Genomic DNA, 23,632 nt, shown 5'->3' on the forward strand with positions numbered 1-23,632 from the left:
GTCAAACCGTTCCAGCTTGCGCGAAGCTGTAGCCAAGGATCGGTTTTTATCAATTATTACAAAAACTTATTTATCTTAAACTTTAAATATCGGGATCACGAACTGGACCACAGGACGCACGCGGCGACGGTTTTTGACGTTCAAGCGCCGCAGAATGCTTTGGAGTTTTTGGTCCAGTTGCCGAAACCCGATGCAACCATGTTGCGGATCACCGTGCAGACATAGCGCTTCTGGGCGGGATCATTGTTTGGACCGGCATGATAACGGGCAACCGCCATGGTCCATGAGCCTTGGCGGCCACGCAGCTCCTTCAAAAACCGGGCGGCATATTGCACGTTTGCCCGCGGATCGAGCATGTGATCCACGGAACGGAACTGATCCGAATGGTAATGATGATTGATCTGCATGCAGCCGATATCGATCAGCTTCTTGCCCTTCTTGCGCGCAGCCTCAATATCCCGGCGCGCAGCTGTCCGGCTCGGCGGAAATACCGATTTGCCTTCAATATTCAAGGCATGCGGATAAAGGGAGTTGCGCCGGCCGGTCTCGGTCAGACCAACAGCGTAGAGGATCCCGAGCGGGACCTGATATTTGCGTGATGCCGCCACCATTTCGCGTTCGCAGACGTTTTGAATTTCCGCGAACGCCGGGATCGGTTGGAGGACTGCGACACTACATATAGATGCCGTCAGAAAGGCGGTTGCCAGGGCCGTCTTCATCGCTTTGCTCCCGTGCCGGTTCAAAACCGGGGAAGGCACTGCTTTCATCATGGCCACCAGTCTGTTCGCCGCGGCCGCCTGTGCCATTCCCGGGTGCGTTCTGGTTCTGCTGGTCCCCGAACGCGCCACCGTTTGTGCCTTGCTGACCTTGCGTGGAGCTGGAGTTGGAGTTGGAGACGTTGGTGGTCACGGTGGCACGGTCATCGGCGGCCTGGATCGTGATCGTGTCGGCTTTAAACCCTGTGGTCCGAAGCATCTGATCCAGCAGTTGCCTATCTTGTTTCAAGAGCTCGGCTGTCTGTGCCTTGCTGGTCGCCAAGGTTACTTCAACATTCTCGCCGACCATACGAAGCGAGACTTTGACTGTGCCGAGCTCATGCGGGGTCAGCTGGATTTCCAAAGTCTTCAGAACCGGCCCTTCGGCTTTGTGGGTCAGCCCACCTTGAGTACGGCCAGTGTCGACCGGCATGTCCTTGAGGGCCGTTGCGATCTGCTCACCCACCTGTTGTGCAGGTGAAAGCCGCATGTTCGGCGCAAAATGCGTTTCCTGGCGCAGAACCTTGACCGTTCCGGCGGCTTCTTCCGGCAAGGCATTGCGGGCTGCGGCCGTACCTGTTGCCCCCTCGCCAACACGTTCGGGTTCGATACCGAACTGAGCGAAAAGCGATGATGTCCCGGTCTTTGCAGCTTCGCCAGCAGCAACCTGTGCGCCGTTCGCTGCATTTTGAGCCAACATAGTCTGCTGACCAGCGGTATTCTGCTTTGCCGTTCCTGGAAAAGTGCCCTGCTCTGGTTGTGGCGTCCCCTGCCCGGCACGCGCGGCAAGGACGGTTCCAAGAGGCAACGCGGCAGCAGCCGGCATGGCGTGCTGAGTAGACTGGGTTTCAGCAGCGTCTTGCCCTTGAGCGCTTTCTTTTCCGGCGGGTTGGGCACCCAAGACTGTCTGGGACGCCTTTCGGATGGCATCCGTCAAGTTGGCCACGCTAAAGGAAGACGGTTCCGGCTTGCCAGCGGCATCTGATTTGACTGTGTTTCCAGTATCTTCGCTTGTCGCTGTATCTGTCTGCTCCGGACCTTGAGTGGTTGCCGCTTGCCGGTCGCCATCCTTTGCGTTGCCATCGACAACCTTCAAATCTGACATCATGGCCCGAAACTGATCCGCGACATCTTTTCCGGTGTTCTTGCCGCCCTCGCCCTGGTGCCCGTCTCCGCCGACAGGAGCCTTGGAGGGCGTGCGGATCATTGCATGCGTTGTTACAGTCATTTCTTTACGTCTCCAGCCAGCGCCAGCATTGTTTCGGTGCGGCGCAACAACAACTCCGCAAGTTCCATGTCGGCCGTGAGCCATTCACGTTCCGCGGGCGTTCCAAGTGTGCCGCCGGAATTGAAGGCCCCAATGAAGTTGTCGGGTGGATCCGGGAAATGACGGATCGAGTTGAGAACGGTGTTCACTGCATACAAAAAATCCAGATCCTCAAGAGTTAGCGCAGCTTTGTTCACCGTCCACAAGAGATCCCGGTTGGGTTTGACCGCCGCCCGGTTCAGCCGGGTCGCAACCTGATAGATTTTCAAAAGTTCGTATTCCGCGGTTCCTGCAACGGCCAGCATTTGAGCCTGATCGGTCGCCTTAGAAGCGATCTGAAGGTTTCCACCCAACAAGGCCGAGCGCGCAAGCCGCATGTACAGCCCCCGGCGGCTGTCGTCCTCGAACTCTTCAAGCACGCCGTAAAGCAGATCAAACTTGTCCTGGTCTTCCACGAAACCGAGCGTGTCGAGGGCAATGGCGAACCGGCGCCGGAAATCACCGGAATAGACCGAGGCCCGATACCGACGCAGATAGCGGATCGAAAGCGTCCGGAAGCGTTCAATGTCCCCGACCAGTCCGGCGACCAAGACCTCGCGCCTAAGCGCAGCTTCTTCAACCAGCGTTCCTGGCATCAAGAGGCTCGCGATCTGCAAAAGCTCCATCGCCCGGACCGGATCGGTCTGGATGTAGGGAACCGCTTTTACCAAAGCTATGTGCCCGCCAAGGCTCGGCGGAAGATTTAGCGGGTCCACATCGGCAAGGCGAGTCAGCATGTCCTCTTCGCGGCCTTCAACATAGGCCAAGGACGCTTCCATCAAGTTCAAGTCTATGACTGGCGCCGGGGTCAACGTCAGCAAATGACGTATAACCTCCGGATTACCGCCGCTCAGAAGATGAATGACCGATGCCCGGGCATTGCGCGGATCCTGCCAGGCTTCCGGCGGTAACTGCAGAAATGCCTCATCCATTTTTTCGAGCAAGGCCCGCTGCATGGCCGCAGCTGAATCACTGCCTGAAGCAACCTGCTCCTGTGCGCTTTGAAGCGCGCGCACCATCTCAAATGGCTCTTTGGCAATTGGGTTTGCTGTTGCCTGGCCCGCGAAGACCACCACAGCTCCAAGGAGCGCGGCGACGGTGGCAGTAGTATGCTTTACCCACCGAAACTGAGTTGAACAATTGTACTGGTTCATTCCGCCGCCTCCTCCAGCAAGTAGATTTCCACCCGCCGGTTGCTCGCCGCAAACGGATCTTCCGCGTTTTTCAAGTGCCGATCGGCGGCGCCTTCAATGCGCACGAACCGGTCCGATCCAACCCCGCCGCGCGACAGCATATACAGCGCCATATGAGCTCGAGCCGAAGAAAGCCGCCAGTTGTCATAGGTCTTGCTTTTGAACGGTCGGGCATCTGTATGGCCGGTTATGACAATCTGCGCTTCGGTTTTGGAAATCACCTTGCCAAGGCGTTCAAGCAAGCTCACCAGTTCCGGACGCGGCTCAGCCGAGCCTATGGCAAACATGCCGAAGTTCTGATCGTCGGTCAGACTGATAAGCGCCCCATCGTCTTGCCGGACGACTGTGATCTGCGCAGCGGTGTTTTCCAATAGTGTACCTTCCGCAGCCTCCAGGACTGTCAAGAGTTCGGCGACCAAACGAGCTCCGGGTACAGGCTCGGCTTCAGTTGCTCCACCTTCGGTCTCGGCCGGAACAGCGTTTTCCTGATCTCTGCGACTTACATGCGCAACGATCTGGTTCTGTGCAGTTCCGTTAAGTTCGGAAGGACCATCGCCCGATGCAGTTCCGGCTTCGCTGGTTGGTCCGGTTCCGCTTTCAGTTTGGGCCTGCTCTGTGGTGCCATCGGTTTCGAAGGGCGCACTCCAGGACTGGTCACCGTCTGTTTGATCCCCGCTTTGGCCTGCGCCGTTTCCGGTGCCCGGCCGCGTCGGCAAACCAGCTGTTTCGGCAGCTGCGCCGTCAACACCGCGGCCCGGCCGGAATTGCCAGAACTGCGGGTCGAACGGATCCCGGTAGGCTTCACCACCGAGGGCGCCTTGTTCCTTCTCCAAGCCTGAACCAATGCCCTCCGGATTGGATTCCATCGTCCGGGCGACATTAATTTTCTGGGCGAGCGTATCAAGCACCGCGTATGGATCAGTGAACAAAATGGACTCTGGATGAGATTGGGTGAATTCCCCAGAGGTCGCCTGAGCGCCCGCCGTTGCTTTTATCTCATCAGCATCCGAAGCACTCACACCTTCCGTTTCCACGTCCGCTTCTCCGGACCGTTCCAGGGTGCTTTCCTGCGCATCCGTTCCACCGAGCTTTCCGGTAAACAGTTTGGTGCCGTTTTCGTTCGTATCACCATTGACGATCGGGTCATTGAGGCCCTTCCGGTTGGGAGCTGTCGAGGCCAGTTTGACCGGATTAAAATATTGCGCGACACCGCGGCGGACGCTTTCGTCGGTCACGTTGATCAGCCACATTACCAGGAAAAACGCCATCAATGCCGTCATGAAGTCCGCATAGGCAATTTTCCAAACGCCATGGGGCTTTTCGTCATCGTCCCAGTTGTTGCGGCGTCGGACAATCACAATTTCATTCGGCATATTGTCCATCAGACCGTCTCCTCAAGCTGCAACGCGTCGAGCTGGCCCAACCAGTCTTCCAGCCTGGTTTCGATAACGGTCTCATCGAAAATCGCTTCCAACTCGACCTGGTCGGCTGGCTGAACCTGAATACGTTCTTTCAAGTCCGGTAGCTGCTGGAGCACCTGAGCGACAAGTGTTTCCGGTCCACGCATCCGGATAGATGTTCCACCAGGTACCTCTGCCAGTTGTGTCAGTTGCTCGGCAAAGGCCCTGACCAGCTGGTCGACTACGTTTTGCTTTAGGAAAGGCATCAGTAGCTTGGAAACCGAATAGGACAGACGTTTTTCCGTGATCTCGAGAAAGCCATCGATCGCGGCTGCGACATTTGCAGATTCCCTCATCTCAAAGCGGATCTGCTCTTCCTCCAGATCCCTTGCATGTTTCTCGCGCTCCTGTTCAAGGAGGGCCTCGTAGTGATGACGGGTACGCTCGTCTCCCTCACTCAATCCACGCTCATATTCCGCGCGCCGGAGCTCTTCTTCGCTCAGAACAGGTTCCGGTTCGTGATCCGGCATGATCACGTCAACCATCAGGGCGTCTTCAGGATCGAAAGACTTGAAAGTCGGGGCTGAAAAAACCGGAATATGTGCGGCTGCAGATGCGGTCATCAGGTGCGCTCCGTGTCATAGAGCCACTGGCGCAGGATCGCGGCAGACTGCTCTTCGTTGAACTCCAGAAGGGATTCCAGCTTCTTCAGGGCGGATTTGTTCCGCTTGCTGTTGAGGTCCTGCAGCAGATCGGAATGGTCCGGCGGCATCAGGAAACCGGTCTCGCCATCCATGGGATCTGCGGCATCTTCTGCGCCCTCCGGCAAAAGACCGATTTCTGCCATTTCGGCCTGCTCGCTGCTCACTTGCGGCACGAGGGCAGCAACAGCCGGACGTAACCCGAACCAGATCACCAGCATGGACACCGTCAGGATCGCCAGTGCGTTGATGATGTTGCCGGATTGACGGAGCAGATATTCGGTGACACCGATAGGTGGGATCGGCTCCAGATCCCGGCCGCCATCGACGAAGTCGACAACGGAGACTTTTACAAGATCGCCCCGCTCTTCAGCGACGCCTGCAGAAGATGCCACCAACGCTTCGATCTCACGAACCTGTTCTTCGATCTGGGATTGTGTGGGTGATCCGCCAAGAGAAGCCGCCAAGCGCGCACGGTCGACAAGGACGGCAATGGACAAGCGGTCAACGCGGTAACCATCCTGGGATGTTTCGATCCGTTTGGACGAGATTTCATAATTCACGGTCTCTTCGCGCCGTTCCGCTTCCTCTAGAGACCGTTCTCCGCCATCCGCTTCGACATTTTCATCCGGCAGGTTTTGTTCCGCAGTCACTGGCGTTGCCGCGCTGGAGTTTTCCGCATTTTCGTTTTCACGAATTGTGCGCACGGACCGTTCGATCCGCGAATCCGGGTCAAAGATGGTTTCGGCAATCATCTTCCGGTCGGTATTGAGCTTTGCTGCAACGCTAACCTGAAAGTTGTCGAGACCAAGATAGGGTGTCAGCGTCTTTCGGACGTTTTCCTGGATCCGGTTGCTGACGGCCGTTTCAAGGGTTGCCATTTGGCCCGCAGACGCTTTGGTCGGGTCCTTTCCAGCCGCGAGTATGCCGCCGGTCGTATCCAGCACGGTAACCTTTGCGGCTTCCATACCCGGAACGCCCGCCGCGACAAGGTGCCGGATCGCGTCGGCGGTGCGCACATCATCCGGGATATCAGACCGGATGACGACAGAGGCCGATGGCGGCTGCTGGTCGCGCCGGAAGGAGCCTTTTTCGGGCAAGACGATATGGACACGCGCGGCACGGATACCTTTCATCAGCTGGATTGTGCGCGCGAGTTCGCCTTCCAGCGCCCGAACCCGCGTCACTTCCTGCATGAAGGATGTCAGGCCCAGGGACCCGAGATCATCAAACAGCTCGTAGCCGGAGTTCGCACCGCGTGGCAGTCCCTTTTCAGCAAGAAGCATCCTTGCTTTGGCCGTCTGGCCATGACTGACCATAACCGCATCGCCTTCAGAGTTGACGTCGAACGGAATTCCTGCGTCGCGCAAGGCGGAACCGATCCGCGACACGTCCTCGCCGGTTAGGCCTGTGTAAAGCGGCGTCGTTTCCGGCCGGCTCAAATAAAATGCGCCAGCACCAACTGTGGCGATGGTCGCAAGGCCAATCAGAGCAAGCGCAATCAATCGGCGCATGCCCAATTCCATCAAGTTGGCCCAAAGTTTTTCGGCGTGTTCACGGCCCGGCATGCATAACCCCTTCATGCACGTTCGTCTCAAGTTCCCTGCACTATCGGATCCGGAGCTTGTGCGAGCCTGTCATGTTTTGGCGAAGGGGCTGATTCCAAAACAAAAAAAAGACCGCGCCCAAAAGGGCGCGGCCTCTCATCCGGAAATCGGTGAAGATTAACGGAACAGGGACAGAATGTTCTGTGCGCCCTGGTTAGCGATGGAAAGAGCCTGAATGCCGAGCTGCTGCTGTGTCTGCAGAGCCTGAAGGCGGGTCGACTCTTTGTTCATGTCGGCGTCCACCAACTGGCCGATACCACGATCAACAGCATCAGTCAGGTTGGATACGAACGTCTGCTGGAGATCGATGCGCTTCTTGACGGAACCAAGGTCAGTCGCCGCATCGGTTACTTCCGCTATGGCCAAGTCAACCACCGCAATGGTTTCCTGGATCGTCGTGCGGTCAGCAACGGAGTCGGTCAGAGCTGATACGTCAATGTCTTCGATCGCGACAGTGGTACCACCGGCTGTGTAATCACGGTCCATTAGACCGGTGTCAGCAGTGGTATCAAACAGCCGGATATTGGTCACGTCAATATCAATGCTGTCCAGTGTGAACAGACCAGCGGCATCGCGGCTAAACGAAGCAATGACGCTTTTTGTGGCGTTCGCAGTTGCAGAGTCTTCCTGCAACCAGGATTCACCGTTGAACACAGCAGACGATGCGATTGTGCCGAGCTGGTCCTGCAGCTGGTCGATGTCGGACTGGATCTTCGCCCGGTCAACACCAGCACCAGAAGCGGTGGTGAGTTTGGACTTGATTTCGTTCAGAACATCAACAGTGCTGTTCATGCTGGTATACATGGTGTCAACAACCGCAGCGCCCAGGCCAAGAGAGTCGTTAACGGCACTCAGAGCCATGTTGTCGGAACGCATGGTCGTTGCAATGGACCAGTAAGCTGCGTTGTCTTCCGCACCGCCAACACGGAGACCGGTAGAGATACGGTTCTGCGTTGTCGCCATGTTTTTGTTGGTCATGCTCAGCGTTTGCAGAGCGGTCATTGCGGAGCTGTTAGTAAGCAAGCTAGACATGATATGTCCCTTTCAAATCATAAGTTTTGAGGATGGGACATTCCGGAGTTACACCGGGACGGCGGGGCAGCATCATGCTTTTGAGCGTTGGTAGGATTTGCTCAACCCGTCGTGTGATTTGAAAGCTAGCGCACAAACCTTGCGCGAAGCTTACACGGATCATTTCAAGTTGATTCTTTTCAGCATTTCAAACAGAGCAACGACACAAAGCGGATTTATCCGCGAGTTTCGAAACCCAAAAATCTGTTTTGGTCTTGGAATACCCATAAACAGTCGTGTTCGTTGGCGGCCAAGAGTTATTTCTTTGCGTGGTTCAGTCCCTCGCCAAAATGACAAAGGCGGAGCCGATGGCCCCGCCCGTTTAAATTCTTGACTATTACTCCCGCTAGAAAAAAGACCGCACAAGGCTGCCAACCAGCAGGTTCCATCCGTCGATCAGGATGAAGAACAAGGCCTTGAATGGCAGGGAGATCACGGTTGGCGGCAGCATCATCATGCCCATAGACATGGTAATAGTAGCCACGATCATATCGATCACGAGAAACGGCAGCGCGATCAAAAACCCGATTTCAAATCCCCGCCGCAATTCGGAAATCATGAAGGCCGGAATGAGGACGCGCAGCTCCACCTCTTCCGCTGAGGCCGCCGATCCGTCGGTCACCCGGCCGGCCGCGAGATCATCAAAGAGCACCAGATCCTTTTCGCGCACCTGGCTCAGCATGAACTCGCGAAATGGCTCGGTGATCTTCACATAGGCCTCTTCCTCGGTGATCTCGTTGTTCATCAATGGCCGGACACCATCTTCCCATGCCCGGTCGAAGGTTGGCGCCATGACGTAAAACGTCATGAAAAGCGCAAGCGAAATCAGGATGAGATTGCCGGGTGTCGTCTGCAGGCCAATACCGGACCGGAGAAACGAAAAAGCAATCACGAACCGGATGAAACTGGTGACCATGATCAAAATGCCCGGTGCCAAAGACAGCACCGTGAGCAAGATGATCATCTGGATGATGCGGCCCGACGCGCTGCCCTCGCCTTCCGGCAGCAATGCAGACAAGTCCGGCACCTGCGCCGCTGCGGCTCCGGTCAGAGCAAACAAAGCGGCAACGGTTAAAAACAACCTCATCATTGGATAACCACAGACTCCAGGATTACTTCGCGAACCTTGCCCTTGCTGCGCACCTTGGCGCGCTCATTCAGGTCTTCGCGCAAGTGCTGCAAGCCAACCCCGCCTTCCAGATGCGCCAGGGTCAATGTGCGCAGGAAACTCAGAAAATCGTCCTCGATCCGCTTGCGCAGAACAGACACGTCCGTATCCGGCTCGTCTTCCAGCAAAAGCGTTGCCTGAACCCGGATCCATGTGCTGGGCGGTGTTGCCAGGTTGGTCACCAGGGGCTCAAGCCGCTGCAGGCGGGTGGAAGGTGAAAACGGCAAGGTCTGACTGAAGGTTTGGGCGTCCCGGATCCGGCCATGGACCGCAGTTTCGGTCATGTCGGAGACGATTTTCGCAAGTCCGGCACCGGCGCCTGCACCAATCAAACTAATCAGGATAAGCGCTGCCATGAAATTGGATTTTGCGTCACCGGTTTCCTGCCCTTCATAGGGCACAAGACTGTTAGACATATTCGATCCCTTCCAGCCTAGAACGGTGTGACGATGTCATAGATCTGCTGGCCCCAACCCGGCTGTTGGACCTCGGAGATCCGGCCGCGGCCACCGTAGGAAATGCGGGCCTCTGCGATCTTGTCGTACGGGATGGTGTTGTTGCTCTCGATGTCACGCGGTCTGACGATCCCTCCGACATTCAGGATGCGCATCTCGTAGTTGACACGGACTTCCTGTGAGCCGGAAATCACCATGTTCCCATTGGGAAGCCGGTCGATCACGATGGCAGCAACAGAGAGCTCAATCTCCTCAGACCGGTCGATAGACCCGGATCCTGCAGACGAAGACCCGGAATTGCCGTTGAGCTCTGCCTGGCCGCCCGATGTGCTGTTGTTGCTGCCGGCTGAATAGGAACCGCCAATACCGATGTCGGCAGACCGGCCGCGCTCAGACGTGTTGTCGAGTTCTGCACGGTCGTCGATCTGGATGACAACAGTCAGGACGTCGCCGATTTTCTTGGCCCTTGGATCAGCAAAGAAATTCTCACGATCATTGCGCCACAGCGAATTGTAGTCCTTTATCCCGCCCTTGTTGAACGTGCCAAGCGGGTAAACGGTTGCTGGCCGATTGGCCAACCCATAGCCGACCGGGGTCATTTCCGGGGCACGGCCGATATCTTCCAGTTGCCCGGCACAGCCGGAGAGCAATACGGCCCCTAAAGAAACAAGCATCAGGCGCATCAAAATCTCCGTTGTATTTCGGGGTCGGTGAAGCCCATCATGGTCTGCGTCAGCTGCGCTGCCCTTGCGGGCTCCATTTCATCCAGGATCGCGCTGGCAACACGTGCTTTCAGCTTCAAAAGAACGCCAACCGCAGCTTCTTCTTCGGTGGTGGAAAGCTGTTCTGCGGCGGCGGTCGGACGCATCCGGCCAATGATGCTGACGACCTGGTCCTCGACCTGCTCCAGAAGCTGTTCCCGGCGTTCAACCCAGGCCTCGAACTCGCGCTCCTTGCGTTGCAACTCGGCAATCCGCGCCTGAAGCCGCCCTTCCAGGGCAATCATCTTCCAAGTCTGCCATTGGATCCGGGCGTCGCTCGCCGCTTCGGCGATGTTCTTGCAGTAAAGCTGGCTGTCACGATACGGTATGGCAGGTTGCGCCGGGGCGGCTGCCGCCTCTTGCGGCTTTTGCGGCGGTGTTTGTGCCTGCGCCGCGCTCCCCGCGCAGATCAATTGAAGAACCAGGCATGTCAGAACGCCGGCTTTTCGGCATTCATCCACGAATTTAGACATGAACACATTGTCCTTTGCGAGTGACCCGTTTGATTGGACATTCGCCGATCGAGCTTGCGCGAGGCTGTTGATGCCCTGAAAACAAAAGGCGCCGCAAAACCGCGGCGCCTTGTTCGAGATTGCTGACCTGTTTGGCCTGCTGGTTTATTGAACAACCAGTTCTGCCTGAAGTGCCCCGGCTGTCTTGATCGCCTGCAGGATTGCAATGATCCCGGTCGGGCGTAGGCCAATCCGGTTGAGCCCCCGCACCAATGTCGGAAGATCCGTTCCACCGACAACCGCAAGCCGCCCGCCGGTTTCCTGCGCATCCACATAAGTCCGTGGGACCACAACAGTCTCCCCTTGAGAGAACGGTGCCGGCTGGGAAACTTCCGGTGCTTCGGAAATCCGGACTGTCAGATTTCCATGGGTGATGGCAACTGTGGAAATCTGAACGTCCTTGCCGATCACAACGGTTCCCGTGCGCTCATCAATCACGACCTTGGCGCTTTGGTCCGGCCGGACGCGGATGGATTCAATTTCCGCGATGAAACGGGTCAAGCTCACCTTCGGTGGTGGCGTCAAATCTACGGACCGGTAATCGCGTTCCATAGCGACCCGCACTCCATAGCGCTCCCGGGTGTACCGGTTGATTGCGTCGGTGATGCGGACAGCCGTCTTGAAATCCGGATTGGACAGTTCCAGCACAAGATCGGGAATTTGCGAGAATTTCGCCGGCAGGTTCCGCTCGATAAGCCCGCCATTCGGTATACGGCCGACGGTTGGAATTCCCTGGGTCAAGCTTTCCGCAGCACCCAGTTCTGCGAACCCGGACACTGCGACCGGTCCTTGACCTACAGCGTAAATCTGACCATCCGCACCAAGCAATGGTGTGGCAACCAGCGTACCGCCTGCCAATGATGTGGCATCGCCTAAGGAAGAAACGCTGATATCGATGGTCGATCCCTTGCCGATAAAGGACGGCATTTCAGCCGTCACAACGACAGCGGCGACATTCCTCGTCCTGAGCCGCGTTTCGCGAACATTCACCCCAAGACTATCGAGCATCGACTGAAGAGACTGCTCGGTGAAAGGAGAGTTGCGCAGTGTATCGCCAGACCCCTTCAGACCAATAACCAGGCCGTAACCGACCAATTGGTTGTCACGCACACCTTGCAACGTGGCGATATCCTTGATCCGCACCATCGCGGTCGCCGGTACAGCGGTCAAAACCGCCAACAGGCAAATGAAAATACGGAACATAAATCAATTCTCCACGCGGATCGTGCCGTCCTGCTGAACTCTTCCGGACACGACCAAACCGCTGTCGACGTTTCGAACACGTACGAAACTGCCTGCGCCCCCGTTTTGTAACGCCTCGACCTGCATGATGATGACCAGTCCTTGTTCCTGAAACACCAGCCGGGCCGGTTCGCCCCGTTTGACGAGCAACGGTTTTTCGACCGAGTTGATCGGGATCGGCTGGCCGGGCAACAGTGTGCGCCGGGTCACCTGTCCGACCAGCTGGCTCCGATGTGAGGCAACCGCGAACTGTGTAGCAGTGCGGCTGGGGAACTTGCGCTCCACCAAGTCCCGATGGCCGATTTCACTACCAGCTGGGATCGTTTGGCGGGCAACCGGCAATTCAATGCTCGCTGCGTGTGCCGAAGGGGCTGCGGTTAGCACAAACAAAAAGAAGGCGACGCGTTTAAGGACTTTGGTCATTTCGTGAACCGCCTTTTCTAGCGGATGCCATTGGTCACGGTATTGGCCATTTCATCCGCCGCTTTCATGACCTTTGAGTTCATCTCATACCCGCGCTGTGCGGCAATGAGCGCCGTGATTTCCTTCACAGGATCGACATTGGACGATTCCAGATACCCCTGGCGGACAACACCGAAGCCAGGATCACCAGGAACACCGGCAACCGGAGCACCGGAGGCCGGCGTCTCCCGGAAGAGATTTCCACCAACCGGTTCGAGACCGACATCATTTGCAAAATTTGCAAGAGACAGCTGGCCGATTTCACGTGGCTGGATCTCGCCATCGATCTTGGCATAGACCTGCCCGGTTTCGTTGATCACCACTTCGATGGTTTCTTCCGGAACGATAATTGCCGGTTCAACTGTATAACCGTCGATGGTCACCAGACGGCCATCCGCGTTCTTGTTGAAAGAGCCGGCCCGGGTGTAAAGGGTTTCATCGTCCGGGCCGGTAATTTCAAACCAGCCACGGCCGTCCAGCGCGATATCGAACTGGTTGCCCGTGTTGGTCAGCGGGCCTTGCATATGCAGTTTGCGAATACCGGCGGTTTTTACTCCAAGACCCAGCTGCGCTCCTTCAGGAACCGGATCTTCGCCGCCGCGGTTTGGCACGCCTTGAAGACGCTCTGCCTGATAAAGAAGGTCTGAGAATTCCGCCTGCGCCCGTTTGAACGACGTCGTGTTCATATTGGCAATGTTGTTGGCAACAACTTCAACATTGAGCTGTTGGGCGCTCATGCCGGTTGCAGCGATGGCAAGGGCTTTCATTTTTACGTCTCCTGAATTCGCCAAATCTGACTGACGATTAAATCGCTCTCGATAGAAGCGCGCTCGCCTAGATCGTCATCCGGCTGATTTCCTGATAGGCGTTCACGACCTTGTCGCGAATGGCAATGGCGGTCTGCAGCGTGGATTCCGCCTGCATGACAGCTTCAACAACTTGCTGAACGGAAGCTTGACCATCGACGCCGGCGATTGCGGCTGCTTCTCCGTTTTTCACTTTATCGATGGCTGATTGCGAGACCTCGGCCATAGCGTCCGAAAAGGACGGGCCGGAGACAGCTTCCGTGCCACCCAGCTCAGGCGTCGAGTTCATGTAGCGGGTGGTCGACGAGGACTTTAGAATACCGTCGCTCGAGGCCGCAGATGTCAGCGCGGAGATTTCGTTGATCATGATCAGTTCCTCAACAGGTCTATGTGGCGCATGACCATTTCGCGGGCCTGCGTCATGACTTTCAAATTGGCTTCGTAGGACCGATTGGTTTCGCGCATGTCCGCGAGTTCCATCAGCGTGTTGACGTTTGGCATTTTCACATAGCCATCAACGTCCGCCGCAGGGTGACCCGGATCGTATTCAACGGTGAATGGCGCCTTGTCAGTTCCAATCCCTTTGACTGCGACCAGATTGGCCTGGGTTGCGCGGTTGAATTCGCTTTCAAAGGTAATCGTCTTGCGCCGGTAGGGATCATCGCCGGAAACCTCACCGGTGGAGCGGGCGTTGGCGAGGTTTTCGGAAACAATCCGCATCCGGTCGGACTGAGCCTTCAAGCCGGAGGCGGCAATTTGCAGTGTGGCAGAAAGGGGGTCGGACATGAGTTCAGATCACTTTGGCTTAGGGACGAACGGCTGCGAGGTACATTTTGTGAAACGACTTGGCGATGCTGGCATTCAGCGAATGGTCGCGCGCGACCTCACCGGCTTTCATCAACTCCTGTTCCAGGCTCACGGAGTTGCCGGAGTGGGTGACGTTCCAGCTGTCAGCTTTTTCCATGTCTGAGGCTTTGGCTGCCTCCATGGTCTGGCCCAGATGGCTTCCATGGGTCGCGGTCATGGCAAGATGAGTTTTGCTAATCACCGAAACGAAAGGCTCAACATCTTTGGCACCAAAACCAGGGGTGTTGGCATTGGCGATGTTCTCAGCAATCGCGGCCTGACGGACAGACAGCCATTCGTTGTTTTGCGAGACCAGTTTGTTCAGGAACACCGGTTCCATCGAATACCTCCATTCAGCCGGGATTGGTGCCAGTTCTAAATGTCCAAGCTTGTCTGGGGCTGGCCCTTTGCCAATCCGCGCCGCAAGGCCCGCACAACCTTCATGGGTGACCGATGGTGCTTCAAGATTTGAAACCGGCACACTTACATGCACCCGGATTGGAATGACCGGAGATCCCAATGACCCAACGCTGGCGCCCGATCGGCACCTCATTGACAGCAAGCCCTTTTCGTCATCGCCTTCAAAAGCGTGTCCTGAAGCCAGCTATTGTGGGGTTGGCGACACTTGCCAGCACAGTTGTGGTATCGTCAGCAAATGCCCAACCGGTCAATTGTGATGCCTATGCGCGCTCTTACGCGAATGCCCACGTCAATCCCGATCCGGCTGATCTGAACATCTATGAGAACGGAGCACGCGGAGCCGTGGCCGGAGGAATTTGGGATGGTCCAAGCGGCGCACGCCGGGGTGCGGCCATTGGCGGAGCGCTCAGTGTTCTCGACAATCTGGGAAGTTACCCGGCGGGCTGGCAAAGCCTATATGATCTTGCCTATCAACGCTGCGCCAACGAACAGTCGGGCGTTACCCACCGGCCGACAACGCTCGGCGATCCCAACTATTATGGTCGCCCCCTCATCCGGGGTCAGGAACCGCCGGCGGCCTTGGAGCCACGGCCTGAACTTGCGCCGCCCCCGCCCATGCCGCCTGCGGCATCTCCCCGCCGCTGAGGTCTCAGATGTTCAAAGGATTATGCTTGAATCGGCAAGCAACAATGGATGCCGTTCAAAAGCGGCTGTTTCCGCGCCGGCGCACTCGCCTGCGGCCCGCAAAACTCGCCAGCTTGACCAACGAATACATCTGCGACTGCACCACGCGAGACATCTCCGCGGGCGGCCTTCGGATCCTGCTGAATGAAGACATACCCCTGCCGAAGGAGTTCTATGTTTTTGATGTGAACGAGCGGACGATCGCGGAAGTCCGCCTAAGCTGGCGCGACGGACTGGAGGCCGGGGTTGCCTATCTGGTTCCCCCAGCCTCGATCAGCTACTACGAAAACACCGGTGTCCGCCGCCTCGCACAACGGTTTTATGCCGTTGAAGACTAGATGTTATTGCGAAAGCAGCTCACTTGTCAGCGGACTTGCCGGGTCGATCAAACCCTCAATGACATCAAAATGATGCTTGCCTTCGTCTACAAACACCTTGGCATTGTCCCAGGCCTCCGCCAGCAGCTGTGACTGGCGAATAAATTCAGGCCGCTCGTCACCACCAACCCAGGCCGTCACAGGGCAGTCTTTGGCAGGTTTCTGCAAGGCAGCGCTTTCTTTCACCGCGTCAGCCTCGGTGAGCAAAAAGTCATCATTCATCGACGTCTTCATCAAAGGCCGAAGATCATGCAGGCCGCTGATGGAGACAACATTTTCGATGCGCTCCAGCACGTCCGGATTGAGCGGTGTGTCTGCACAGATCATGCGGCTGACAAGATGGCCGCCAGCAGAGTGGCCCGACAGACGGATTGGTCCTTCGACCCGCCGCGCGGCCTTGTTGAGTGCCGTGCCGATCTGCGCCGTAATCTGCGGGATACGAACGTCTGGCGCCAATTCATAGCTAGGCAAACAGACAGACCAACCGCTTCGAAGCGCGCCCCGCGCCAAATGCGACCAGTAGGATTTGTCAAAGCGGCGCCAGTAGCCACCATGTACAAAGACCACCAGACCCTTGCTTTTGTCTTCAGAGTGAAAAAGGTCCAGACGCTGACGGTCCGTATCGCCATAGATGATGTCGATGTCTTTTTTGATCCAGCCCGACCGGAATTCGAGGGCTTCATCGGCCCACCGCGCCGGATAGCTTTGAGCGTCCTCAATATAGGCGCCGTTTTCGTAAGCATTATTCCAATCAAAGTCGGGCGAAGTCGTCATAAAACCGTCCTGCAACTGCATGCGAAATTAAACCGGCGCGCATCCTTGCATAATTTGGGCGGGAATTGAAATGGCCGATAGACCATTCATATTGCTTGTCAAATCAGACCACTGCGCCCTAGGTTGTCAGCACAGATTTCCAGGGAGGACCTCATCTGATGATTGAGCGCTGTTCCAATCGCGTGGCGAACCTTGCGCACTTTTTGACACGCAACGCCAAGCGGTGGCCAGACCGTCCCGCGATTGTCTGGGAAGATCAAATCTGGTCGTGGCAGGACCTTGATCGCCGTGTTTCGGCCCTATCCAGCGCGCTTTCATCGGATTTCGGTATCGCCAAGGGCGACCGGATGCTGGTTCAGGCGCAAAACTCGCATCAGATGATCGAGATCATGCTGGCGGCTTTCCGGCTCGGGGCTGTTTGGGTGCCGTGTAACTTCCGGCAGGCGCCTGGCGAAACCGCTTATGCGGCTGAAAAATCCAAGGTGACCGTCTTCCTTTGCGATGCGGAGTATGCGGCCCAAGCCGAGGCCGTTGCAGCCGCATGTCCGGATCTTTCAGGCATCGTCACGATTGGTGAAAGCGCGTTCGGCGTGTCTTACGAGGCCTTGCTTGAAAAGCATGCCGGCGCGCCGGGACCCAATGTGGAGGTCGTTCACAATGACCCATGCTGGTTCTTCTTCACATCCGGTTCGACGGGGCGGCCAAAAGCGGTCGTCCTCACACACGGGCAAATCGGGTTTGTCGTTGTCAACTACATGGCCGATCTTTTGCCCGGCACCAGCGAAACCGACGCCTCGCTGGTGATCGCACCTCTTTCTCATGGGGCAGGCCTTCAGTTGATTGCCCAACTCTCTTGCGGGTCGGCGCACATCCTGATGCCGAAGGGCGGCTTCCGGCCACATGACGCGTTCCAGCTGATTGAACGGCACAAGGTGTCGAACATGTTCACCGTGCCAACCATCGTGAAGCGACTTGTTGAGGATCCAGCCGTCGACCAATTCGATCACTCCAGCCTCCGTCACCTCATTTATGCCGGGGCACCGATGTACCGCGAAGACCAGAAGCGGGCGCTGGAAGCACTTGGACCGGTTCTGGTCCAGTATTACGGCCTCGGAGAAGTCACAGGAAACATCACGGTGCTGCGGCCGGATGAACACAGCGTTGATGATGGACCAAACGCCAGGGTCGGAACCTGCGGGGTAGAACGAACTGGCATCGAAGTCAGCATTCAGGACGAGACAGGCAAGATCCTCGGGCCGAATGAGACTGGCGAGGTCTGCGTCGTCGGATCAGCCGTCTGCGCCGGGTATCTCGACGATGATGGCGCCAACGCCAAATCCTTCCGGGATGGCTGGTTCCGCACCGGCGACATCGGCCACATGGACGACCAGCGCTATCTCTATCTGACCGGGCGGGCGTCAGACATGTATATTTCCGGTGGGTCGAATGTTTACCCCAAGGAGGTCGAAGAGATCCTGCTGACCCATCCGGCGGTCTCCGAGGTCGCGATTTTGGGCATCCCTGATCCGCAATGGGGAGAGGTTGGACTTGCCGTCTGTGTAAGGGAGACTGGCCAACAAGCAGACGCCGCCGAACTCAGCGAGTTTTTGAAGGACAAAATCACCCGTTACAAGATGCCGGCCCGTTATCTGTTCATCGAGGAAATGCCGACGAGTGCCTATGGCAAGATCACGAAGAAACTCGTGCGCGAATTCCTGACCGAAAAAGGTCTGCTATGAGGCGCCCTGCTCCACAGACGCTGGGCGATATCCGGCATCCCGGCCCAAAGGCACAGGACCGCATGCCATATGCGCCGTGCCACGCCACCAAGATTGCGTGTCAGGTTTCAGCTGGCGAGTCGTTACTGAATTCATTGGGGCGCTGGGCAGATTCCACCGGGTTTTCCTCGGCCGTTCTCGATCTTTCCGGCGTTCAGTTGGCTGCCTTTGATTATGTCATGCCCGACCGGGCCGTCGATGACCGCCACGCGGCCTGGTACAGCGATACGCATTCCTCAAAAGGTACTGAACTTGAGGAGGCTGTTGCCATCCTCGGCTGGCGCGATGGCGCTTGGTTTGCGCACATTCACGCCTATTGGCGCGAAAATGGCGCCTGGCACCTCGGGCATCTCCTACCGGACACTCTCACGATTGCCGCAAGTGCAAACATTTCCGGTTACGGGCTCGTTGGTGCACGATTCGAAGCATCGTTTGACCCGGAAACAGAATTCACGCTGTTCCGTGTGACGCCAGACCGGGACGCGATGTCTGGGAAGACTGCCAACGCGCTCATCACCACCCTTGCGCCATTTACAGATCTTCATGAAGGGATCACCGAACTCGGCAATCAGCTTCCCGGAGCCGTCTACTCGGTTCATGGTCTCGGTAGCCTTGCAGGGGCGCACTTTGAAGACGGCCCACCGATGACCGGCCTGATCTCAGAAATCCTGCTCCAGAACGGTGCCGGAATGCCGCAGAACGGGAAGTTGTCCCTGCCCTTGCGGACTGTCGATCTCAACAAGGGCCTGTTTCAAGGGCATGCGACGCCGGGAAAATGTCCGACCCTCGTGACCAACGAGCTGCTGCTTGTCGCGCAAGACTGAGACCTCAAAAAAAGAAAAGGCCGGATCCGGGGAACGGAAAACCGGCCTTCGCGGAACCGCGATCGCTAAGGTGACGGATTAGCTGATCTTTGCCGCAATGCTCTTGGTCTTGCAGTAGCTCTTTAGACCTTCGATGCCCTTCTCCCGGCCAAAACCGGATTTCTTGTTGCCGCCGAACGGCACTTCAATGCCGCCTGCGAAATACTCGTTGATGTAAATCTGGCCCGCATCAATCTTGCGCGCGAGCTGATGCGCCTTGGCAAAGTTCGATGTGTAGATGCCGGCAACCAGGCCGTATTGGCAATCATTGGCCAGTTCCAGCGCATGGTCTGCATCGTCTGCCACCTGCACGGTCAGCACCGGGCCGAAGATCTCCTCCTGGGAAAGCTCATCCTTGGCCGGAACTGCATCGACGATGGTCGGTTCAAAGAACCAGCCGTTGCCCGTGGCCGGGTCCGTTGTGACGTTACCGCCAACAGCGATCTTTGCACCCCGGTCCTTTGCCCGGTCAATGAAGCCTGCGATCTTTTCAAGGTGTTCGGCGGAATTCACAGGTCCAAGCTCCGGCTGGCTAAGACCATGACCAATCTTCAGCGCCTCTGTGCGCTTGACCAGTTCGGAGACAAACTCCTCGTGGATCGATTTTTCGATCACAAGGCGCGACCCCGCTGAACAGATCTGACCGGCATTTTCGAAGATCGCACCCATGACCCCGTTCAAGGCCTGTTCCTTGTCGCAATCGGCAAGCACAACTACAGGCGATTTGCCGCCCAACTCCAGAACAACACGGGTGACATCATCGGCTGCAGCCTTCATCACGGCCTTGCCGGTCTGAACCGATCCGGTGAAGGTGATGTGATCGACACCTGGGTGCTGGGTCAGCGGTGCACCGGTCTCAACGCCCGTCCCGGTTACCACATTGCACACGCCCTGTGGCAAACCGGCGTCCGACAGGATTTTTGCCAACAATAACGCGGTGAACGGCGTTTGCTCGGCCGGTTTTGCAACAACCGTGCATCCTGCGGCCAGTGCTGGTGCGAAACCACGGGCTGCGGTTGAAATCGGGAAGTTCCACGGGATGATGTGAGCTGTCACACCAACCGGCTCATGGATCGAATAGCCAATGTAATCGCCCGCCAGAGGGAAACTGTCGCCCTGCAGTTTGTCGCAGGCGCCCGCGTAGTATTCGAAGGTCCGCGCAGCACCCCGAACATCCCCTTGCGCCTCCTGCAAAGGCTTGCCGCTGTCGAGGCTCTCCACCACCGCCAGCAGATCGAGGTTGGCGAGAATAAGCTCGGCCGTCTTGGTCAGAATACGCGCCCGCTCTACCGGCGCCATATCGCGCCAGACCGTTTCGAATGCTTTCCGGGAGGAAACAACAGCTGCGTCAACATCCTCAGACGTTCCAGCCGTGAACCGCGCAAAGGCTGTGCCCTTGCCCGGGTCGAAGCTTTCCATGGTGCGGTTGTGCGGGGGCTGCGAAAACGCGCCGTCGATGAAATGGCCAAGCGGCAACGCAGAAAGGGTGCCGGTCGTTTCGTATTCGGCGATCAGGTCTTGTTGAGACGCCATGATTAGCCTTCCAGAGAGCTGATTTTGTATGTGGATTTGGCGAGCCATTCCGGATTGACCTCAACGCCCCAGCCCGGTGCGTCCGTCACAATCGCGTTGCCGTCGACAATATCGAACGGCGATTTGATGAAGAGGTCATACTGCCACGGGTAGTAATCTTCCTCCTCGATGGAGAATTCCAGATACTTTCCGGCATTCGGAATGGCGCGCAGCAGGTGCATGGTGAAGAGGGTCACCAGGGACAGGTTGGCCGCATGCGGGGTGCACGGAATGCCTGCTTCCTGAGCCATTTGCGCGACTTTCATCGTGCGCACCATACCGCCGAGATAACAAATGTCCGGCTGAATAATGTCGACGACTTTCTCATCGATCATGCGTTTCCAGTCTACTAGCGAGCAGTCCTGCTCGCCGCCGGTAACGTCAATGTCGAGCGCGTCTGTTACCTGCTTTGTCTGGTCATAATGCCAGTACGGGCACGGCTCCTCGTAGTGAGAAATGCCGTTGGCTTCCAGGAACCGGCCAACCTCAATCGCTTTCGCAGGTGAATAACAGGAATTCGCATCGACCAGCAGCGCGGTGTCATCGCCGAAGCTTTTGCGCATCAGCGGCACGATTTCCTGCGTCCTGCCTGGCCACTCATCCTGATCCCGGCCGCACTCGGCGCCGATCCGGAATTTGAACGCTGTAAAGCCGCATTCGTCCTGATGGCGCTTCAGGCGGTCCGCTTCATCCTGAGCCGTGATGTCACGCTTCATGGAAGACCCGTAAGCGCGAACCTTGCCCGGAGTTCCGCCCAGCAGTTCGCACACCGGCTTGCCCTCAAGCTTGCCCTTCAGATCGTAAAGGGCCGTATCCAGCCCGCCCATCGCGCGCCGCAGGTAGGATCCCGGGAACTTGTGCTCGCGATCGGGGATGATGTCCATCAAATGATCGATATTAAGCGCGTCTTCTCCAAGCGCGTAAGGCGCCACTTGCCTGTGCACAACTTCGGCCGTGATGTCGGCGTAGTAAGGTGCGACCTGTCCCCAGCCCGTTTCACCGCTGTCAGTCGTGACACGGGTGAAACAGACAAATTCATTGGTAAATGTCTCGATTGATTGTATTTTCATGGGGCTTGCGGTCCTTGAACGAGGCTCCCTGAGCGCAGTTTTCTTGTAATTGGACTATCAAGTTATTCAGAATTGGACTTGATAGAAGGTCCGTTTTGCGCAATCTCCCAGACCAATTGGAGAATTGCGATGAAACGGCATGCCGGGGCGGTTCTGTCATCGATCAAGATTGACAAGCACGCTGATAAGAAAATTTCGATCCAACTCTACATGGCTTTGCGGGATCTTTTGCTGACCGGCGCCTTGACGCCTGGTGACCGGTTGCCGGCGACACGAACCCTTGCCCAGGAGATCGGCGTTTCGCGGACAACGGTGATTGATGCGATTGACCGATTGATTTCAGAAGGCCTTCTGGAAGCCCGTGTGGGCGCCGGCACTTTCGTGAGCGACGCGTTGCACGCCCGGCTTGAGCCGAGGCCAAAGCCGTCGTCGAATGACAACATCAAGGCCGTCCCGCGCCTGTCCCACGCCTCCAAACATGCGATCCCCGATTTCAAGGTCCGCACGCGGCTGCCGCACAAATCCCAAGCCTTTGTCACGGCCCTCCCCGCGCTAGACGCGTTTCCAATGGCGCAATGGGCGAAGCTGTCTGCGCGGCATTGGCGGAAAGACCGGGACGATATTGCGGGCTACGGCGAACCTTTCGGATTTACTCCGTTGCGGGAGGCAATTGCACGTCAGCTGAACGCCTCACGTGGAATCAAATGCGCCCCGGAACAGATCTTCATAACAAACGGCGCACAACGCGCGTTTTCCCTGATCGGCGGCATGCTGGTCAATCCGGGTGAACCGATCTGGTTCGAGAATCCCGGCGCGATCGGAGCGCGCAACGCCTTCGTTGCCATCGGCGCTCACCCCATCCCCGTTGATGTCGATGCAGAAGGCTTGTGCGTAGAGGACGGGCTGAAAAAAGCCCCGCACTTTCGCTTGGCTTTTGTGACCCCCTCGCATCAGCAGCCACTTGGAAACGTCATGAGCCTCTCGCGCCGGCTCGCTTTGCTGAAAGCTGCCAGTGAAGCAGACGCCATGATCGTTGAAGACGATTATGATGGAGAATTTTACTACGGAGATCAGCCGCCACCGACGCTGAAAAGCATCGATACCCATGACCGGGTTATTTATGTGGGAACGTTCTCTAAATCTCTGTTCCCAGCCTTAAGAGTGGGCTTTCTTCTTGCGCCCGAGGGGCTGGTGGAAAGCTTCGAGCGAATCTTTCTCACTTGGCTCAGTGGTGTTCCGACAGTCACCCAGGCCATGGTGGCCGATTTCATGGATGAGGGTATGTTCGCTACACACATCCGGACAATGCGCCAGGTTTACAAAGAGCGCCACGATACGTTGATGGCTGCTGCCGACAACCTTTCCGGTGACATAGATCTGCAGCCGACAAGTAGCGGCTTTCATGCTGTCGGCCTCACCAACCCCAATCTGGATGAACAGCAGATCGTCACTGAAACTGCTGCACGCGGAATCACAACGGCCCCGCTCTCCCGTTATGCTCTGGCGGATATTCAACAGCGTGGCCTGGTTCTCGGTTTTGGCAGTGCAAGCCCGGACGACATCCGAAAGGGTATTCAGGCACTTAAGGACGTCTTGCCGAAATGCCGCCTCGCATAGCAGACCACTTTTATCAATTGGTCTGAAAAATTATCTGCAATGGATATATTTTGCAGTCCAATTGATACTTACCGTCTCTCCCTAGGAACTTCAGCGCGTAGAGGGGACGTCAGGCGCGGCTGAAATCTGCAGTTCCGGCACTTCCGGCAAGTCTTCATTTGTCTGAATGCGGGATTTTCGCAGAGGGGACAG

The 23,632-nt window shown here is 56.9% G+C and carries 25 protein-coding genes; 5 read left to right on the top strand and 20 right to left on the bottom strand.

What is annotated here, in order from left to right; all coding sequences use genetic code 11:
• Positions 1-140 precede the first annotated feature (140 nt).
• From AC0J4F_RS17995 to flgB, 17 genes are all read right to left on the bottom strand, one after another.
• The gene (locus AC0J4F_RS17995) at positions 141-707 is read right to left on the bottom strand and encodes a transglycosylase SLT domain-containing protein (RefSeq protein ID WP_473026450.1); all 567 of its coding nucleotides are present in this window, start codon (positions 705-707) and stop codon (positions 141-143) included.
• Positions 673-1,983, bottom strand: coding sequence for a flagellar hook-length control protein FliK (gene fliK, locus AC0J4F_RS18000; protein ID WP_473024229.1), 1,311 nt, complete (start codon positions 1,981-1,983; stop codon positions 673-675). Before fliK ends, AC0J4F_RS17995 begins: the two co-directional genes overlap by 35 nt.
• Positions 1,980-3,215: a chemotaxis protein gene (locus AC0J4F_RS18005; protein WP_473024230.1), complete on the bottom strand. Its 1,236-nt coding sequence runs from the start codon at positions 3,213-3,215 to the stop codon at positions 1,980-1,982. The genes fliK and AC0J4F_RS18005 overlap by 4 nt, the downstream gene beginning before the upstream one ends.
• The gene (locus tag AC0J4F_RS18010) at positions 3,212-4,636 is read right to left on the bottom strand and encodes a MotB family protein (protein WP_473024231.1); all 1,425 of its coding nucleotides are present in this window, start codon (positions 4,634-4,636) and stop codon (positions 3,212-3,214) included. Before AC0J4F_RS18010 ends, AC0J4F_RS18005 begins: the two co-directional genes overlap by 4 nt.
• Positions 4,636-5,277, bottom strand: a complete 642-nt coding sequence (locus AC0J4F_RS18015; protein ID WP_473024232.1) for a hypothetical protein — start codon at positions 5,275-5,277, stop codon at positions 4,636-4,638. Before AC0J4F_RS18015 ends, AC0J4F_RS18010 begins: the two co-directional genes overlap by 1 nt.
• Positions 5,277-6,923: a flagellar basal-body MS-ring/collar protein FliF gene (fliF, locus tag AC0J4F_RS18020; RefSeq protein ID WP_133949882.1), complete on the bottom strand. Its 1,647-nt coding sequence runs from the start codon at positions 6,921-6,923 to the stop codon at positions 5,277-5,279. The genes AC0J4F_RS18015 and fliF overlap by 1 nt, the downstream gene beginning before the upstream one ends.
• Before the next feature lie 156 nt (positions 6,924-7,079).
• Complete coding sequence (locus AC0J4F_RS18025) at positions 7,080-7,994, bottom strand: flagellin N-terminal helical domain-containing protein (protein ID WP_133949884.1); 915 nt, start codon at positions 7,992-7,994, stop codon at positions 7,080-7,082.
• Between the two features lie 385 nt (positions 7,995-8,379).
• The gene (fliP, locus tag AC0J4F_RS18030; RefSeq protein WP_133951123.1) at positions 8,380-9,120 is read right to left on the bottom strand and encodes a flagellar type III secretion system pore protein FliP; all 741 of its coding nucleotides are present in this window, start codon (positions 9,118-9,120) and stop codon (positions 8,380-8,382) included.
• Positions 9,120-9,617, bottom strand: a complete 498-nt coding sequence (locus AC0J4F_RS18035; RefSeq protein WP_209002424.1) for a flagellar basal body-associated FliL family protein — start codon at positions 9,615-9,617, stop codon at positions 9,120-9,122. The genes fliP and AC0J4F_RS18035 overlap by 1 nt, the downstream gene beginning before the upstream one ends.
• 17 nt (positions 9,618-9,634) lie before the next feature.
• Positions 9,635-10,330 carry a flagellar basal body L-ring protein FlgH gene (gene flgH / locus AC0J4F_RS18040; protein WP_133951126.1) on the bottom strand — a complete coding sequence of 232 codons (696 nt, stop codon included), beginning with the start codon at positions 10,328-10,330 and terminating at the stop codon, positions 9,635-9,637.
• Between the two features lie 8 nt (positions 10,331-10,338).
• Positions 10,339-10,890 carry a MotE family protein gene (locus AC0J4F_RS18045; RefSeq protein ID WP_473024233.1) on the bottom strand — a complete coding sequence of 184 codons (552 nt, stop codon included), beginning with the start codon at positions 10,888-10,890 and terminating at the stop codon, positions 10,339-10,341.
• Positions 10,891-11,034: 144 nt separating this feature from the next.
• On the bottom strand, positions 11,035-12,132 hold the full coding sequence (gene flgI, locus AC0J4F_RS18050) for a flagellar basal body P-ring protein FlgI (RefSeq protein WP_133949886.1): 1,098 nt from the start codon (positions 12,130-12,132) through the stop codon (positions 11,035-11,037).
• A gap of 3 nt (positions 12,133-12,135) precedes the next feature.
• Entirely contained in the window at positions 12,136-12,594 is a 459-nt protein-coding gene (flgA, locus tag AC0J4F_RS18055) for a flagellar basal body P-ring formation chaperone FlgA (RefSeq protein WP_473024234.1), read from the bottom strand.
• A gap of 17 nt (positions 12,595-12,611) precedes the next feature.
• Complete coding sequence (flgG, locus tag AC0J4F_RS18060) at positions 12,612-13,400, bottom strand: flagellar basal-body rod protein FlgG (RefSeq protein WP_473024235.1); 789 nt, start codon at positions 13,398-13,400, stop codon at positions 12,612-12,614.
• Between the two features lie 67 nt (positions 13,401-13,467).
• A complete protein-coding gene (fliE, locus tag AC0J4F_RS18065) occupies positions 13,468-13,806 on the bottom strand; it encodes a flagellar hook-basal body complex protein FliE (RefSeq protein ID WP_133949892.1) in 339 nt (112 codons plus the stop codon).
• Between the two features lie 2 nt (positions 13,807-13,808).
• The gene (gene flgC / locus AC0J4F_RS18070; RefSeq protein ID WP_473024236.1) at positions 13,809-14,225 is read right to left on the bottom strand and encodes a flagellar basal body rod protein FlgC; all 417 of its coding nucleotides are present in this window, start codon (positions 14,223-14,225) and stop codon (positions 13,809-13,811) included.
• A gap of 19 nt (positions 14,226-14,244) precedes the next feature.
• A complete protein-coding gene (flgB, locus tag AC0J4F_RS18075) occupies positions 14,245-14,625 on the bottom strand; it encodes a flagellar basal body rod protein FlgB (protein ID WP_040451983.1) in 381 nt (126 codons plus the stop codon).
• Positions 14,626-14,804: 179 nt separating this feature from the next.
• Here flgB and AC0J4F_RS18080 point away from each other — a divergent pair, with 179 nt between their 5' ends.
• Positions 14,805-15,350, top strand: a complete 546-nt coding sequence (locus tag AC0J4F_RS18080; protein WP_473024237.1) for a hypothetical protein — start codon at positions 14,805-14,807, stop codon at positions 15,348-15,350.
• A 26-nt stretch (positions 15,351-15,376) separates the two neighbouring features.
• Positions 15,377-15,727, top strand: a complete 351-nt coding sequence (locus tag AC0J4F_RS18085; RefSeq protein WP_422023893.1) for a PilZ domain-containing protein — start codon at positions 15,377-15,379, stop codon at positions 15,725-15,727.
• Positions 15,728-15,730: 3 nt separating this feature from the next.
• Here the strand turns inward: AC0J4F_RS18085 and AC0J4F_RS18090 are convergent, their stop codons facing one another.
• Entirely contained in the window at positions 15,731-16,540 is an 810-nt protein-coding gene (locus tag AC0J4F_RS18090) for an alpha/beta hydrolase (RefSeq protein ID WP_473024238.1), read from the bottom strand.
• Positions 16,541-16,698: 158 nt separating this feature from the next.
• Between AC0J4F_RS18090 and AC0J4F_RS18095 the strand changes: the two genes are divergently transcribed.
• Both AC0J4F_RS18095 and AC0J4F_RS18100 read left to right on the top strand, forming a co-directional pair.
• Entirely contained in the window at positions 16,699-18,279 is a 1,581-nt protein-coding gene (locus tag AC0J4F_RS18095) for an acyl-CoA synthetase (RefSeq protein WP_473024239.1), read from the top strand.
• Positions 18,276-19,142: a PPC domain-containing DNA-binding protein gene (locus AC0J4F_RS18100; RefSeq protein WP_473024240.1), complete on the top strand. Its 867-nt coding sequence runs from the start codon at positions 18,276-18,278 to the stop codon at positions 19,140-19,142. The genes AC0J4F_RS18095 and AC0J4F_RS18100 overlap by 4 nt, the downstream gene beginning before the upstream one ends.
• Before the next feature lie 78 nt (positions 19,143-19,220).
• Here the strand turns inward: AC0J4F_RS18100 and AC0J4F_RS18105 are convergent, their stop codons facing one another.
• Positions 19,221-20,714: an aldehyde dehydrogenase family protein gene (locus AC0J4F_RS18105; protein WP_473024241.1), complete on the bottom strand. Its 1,494-nt coding sequence runs from the start codon at positions 20,712-20,714 to the stop codon at positions 19,221-19,223.
• 2 nt (positions 20,715-20,716) lie between these two features.
• Positions 20,717-21,823 carry a mandelate racemase/muconate lactonizing enzyme family protein gene (locus tag AC0J4F_RS18110; protein WP_473024242.1) on the bottom strand — a complete coding sequence of 369 codons (1,107 nt, stop codon included), beginning with the start codon at positions 21,821-21,823 and terminating at the stop codon, positions 20,717-20,719.
• Between the two features lie 129 nt (positions 21,824-21,952).
• Between AC0J4F_RS18110 and pdxR the strand changes: the two genes are divergently transcribed.
• Positions 21,953-23,440 (top strand): MocR-like pyridoxine biosynthesis transcription factor PdxR, encoded by a 1,488-nt coding sequence (pdxR, locus tag AC0J4F_RS18115; RefSeq protein WP_473024243.1) that lies wholly within the window; start codon positions 21,953-21,955, stop codon positions 23,438-23,440.
• The last annotated feature ends 192 nt before the right edge of the window (positions 23,441-23,632 follow it).

This window comes from Roseibium sp. R5 (assembly GCF_055755305.1).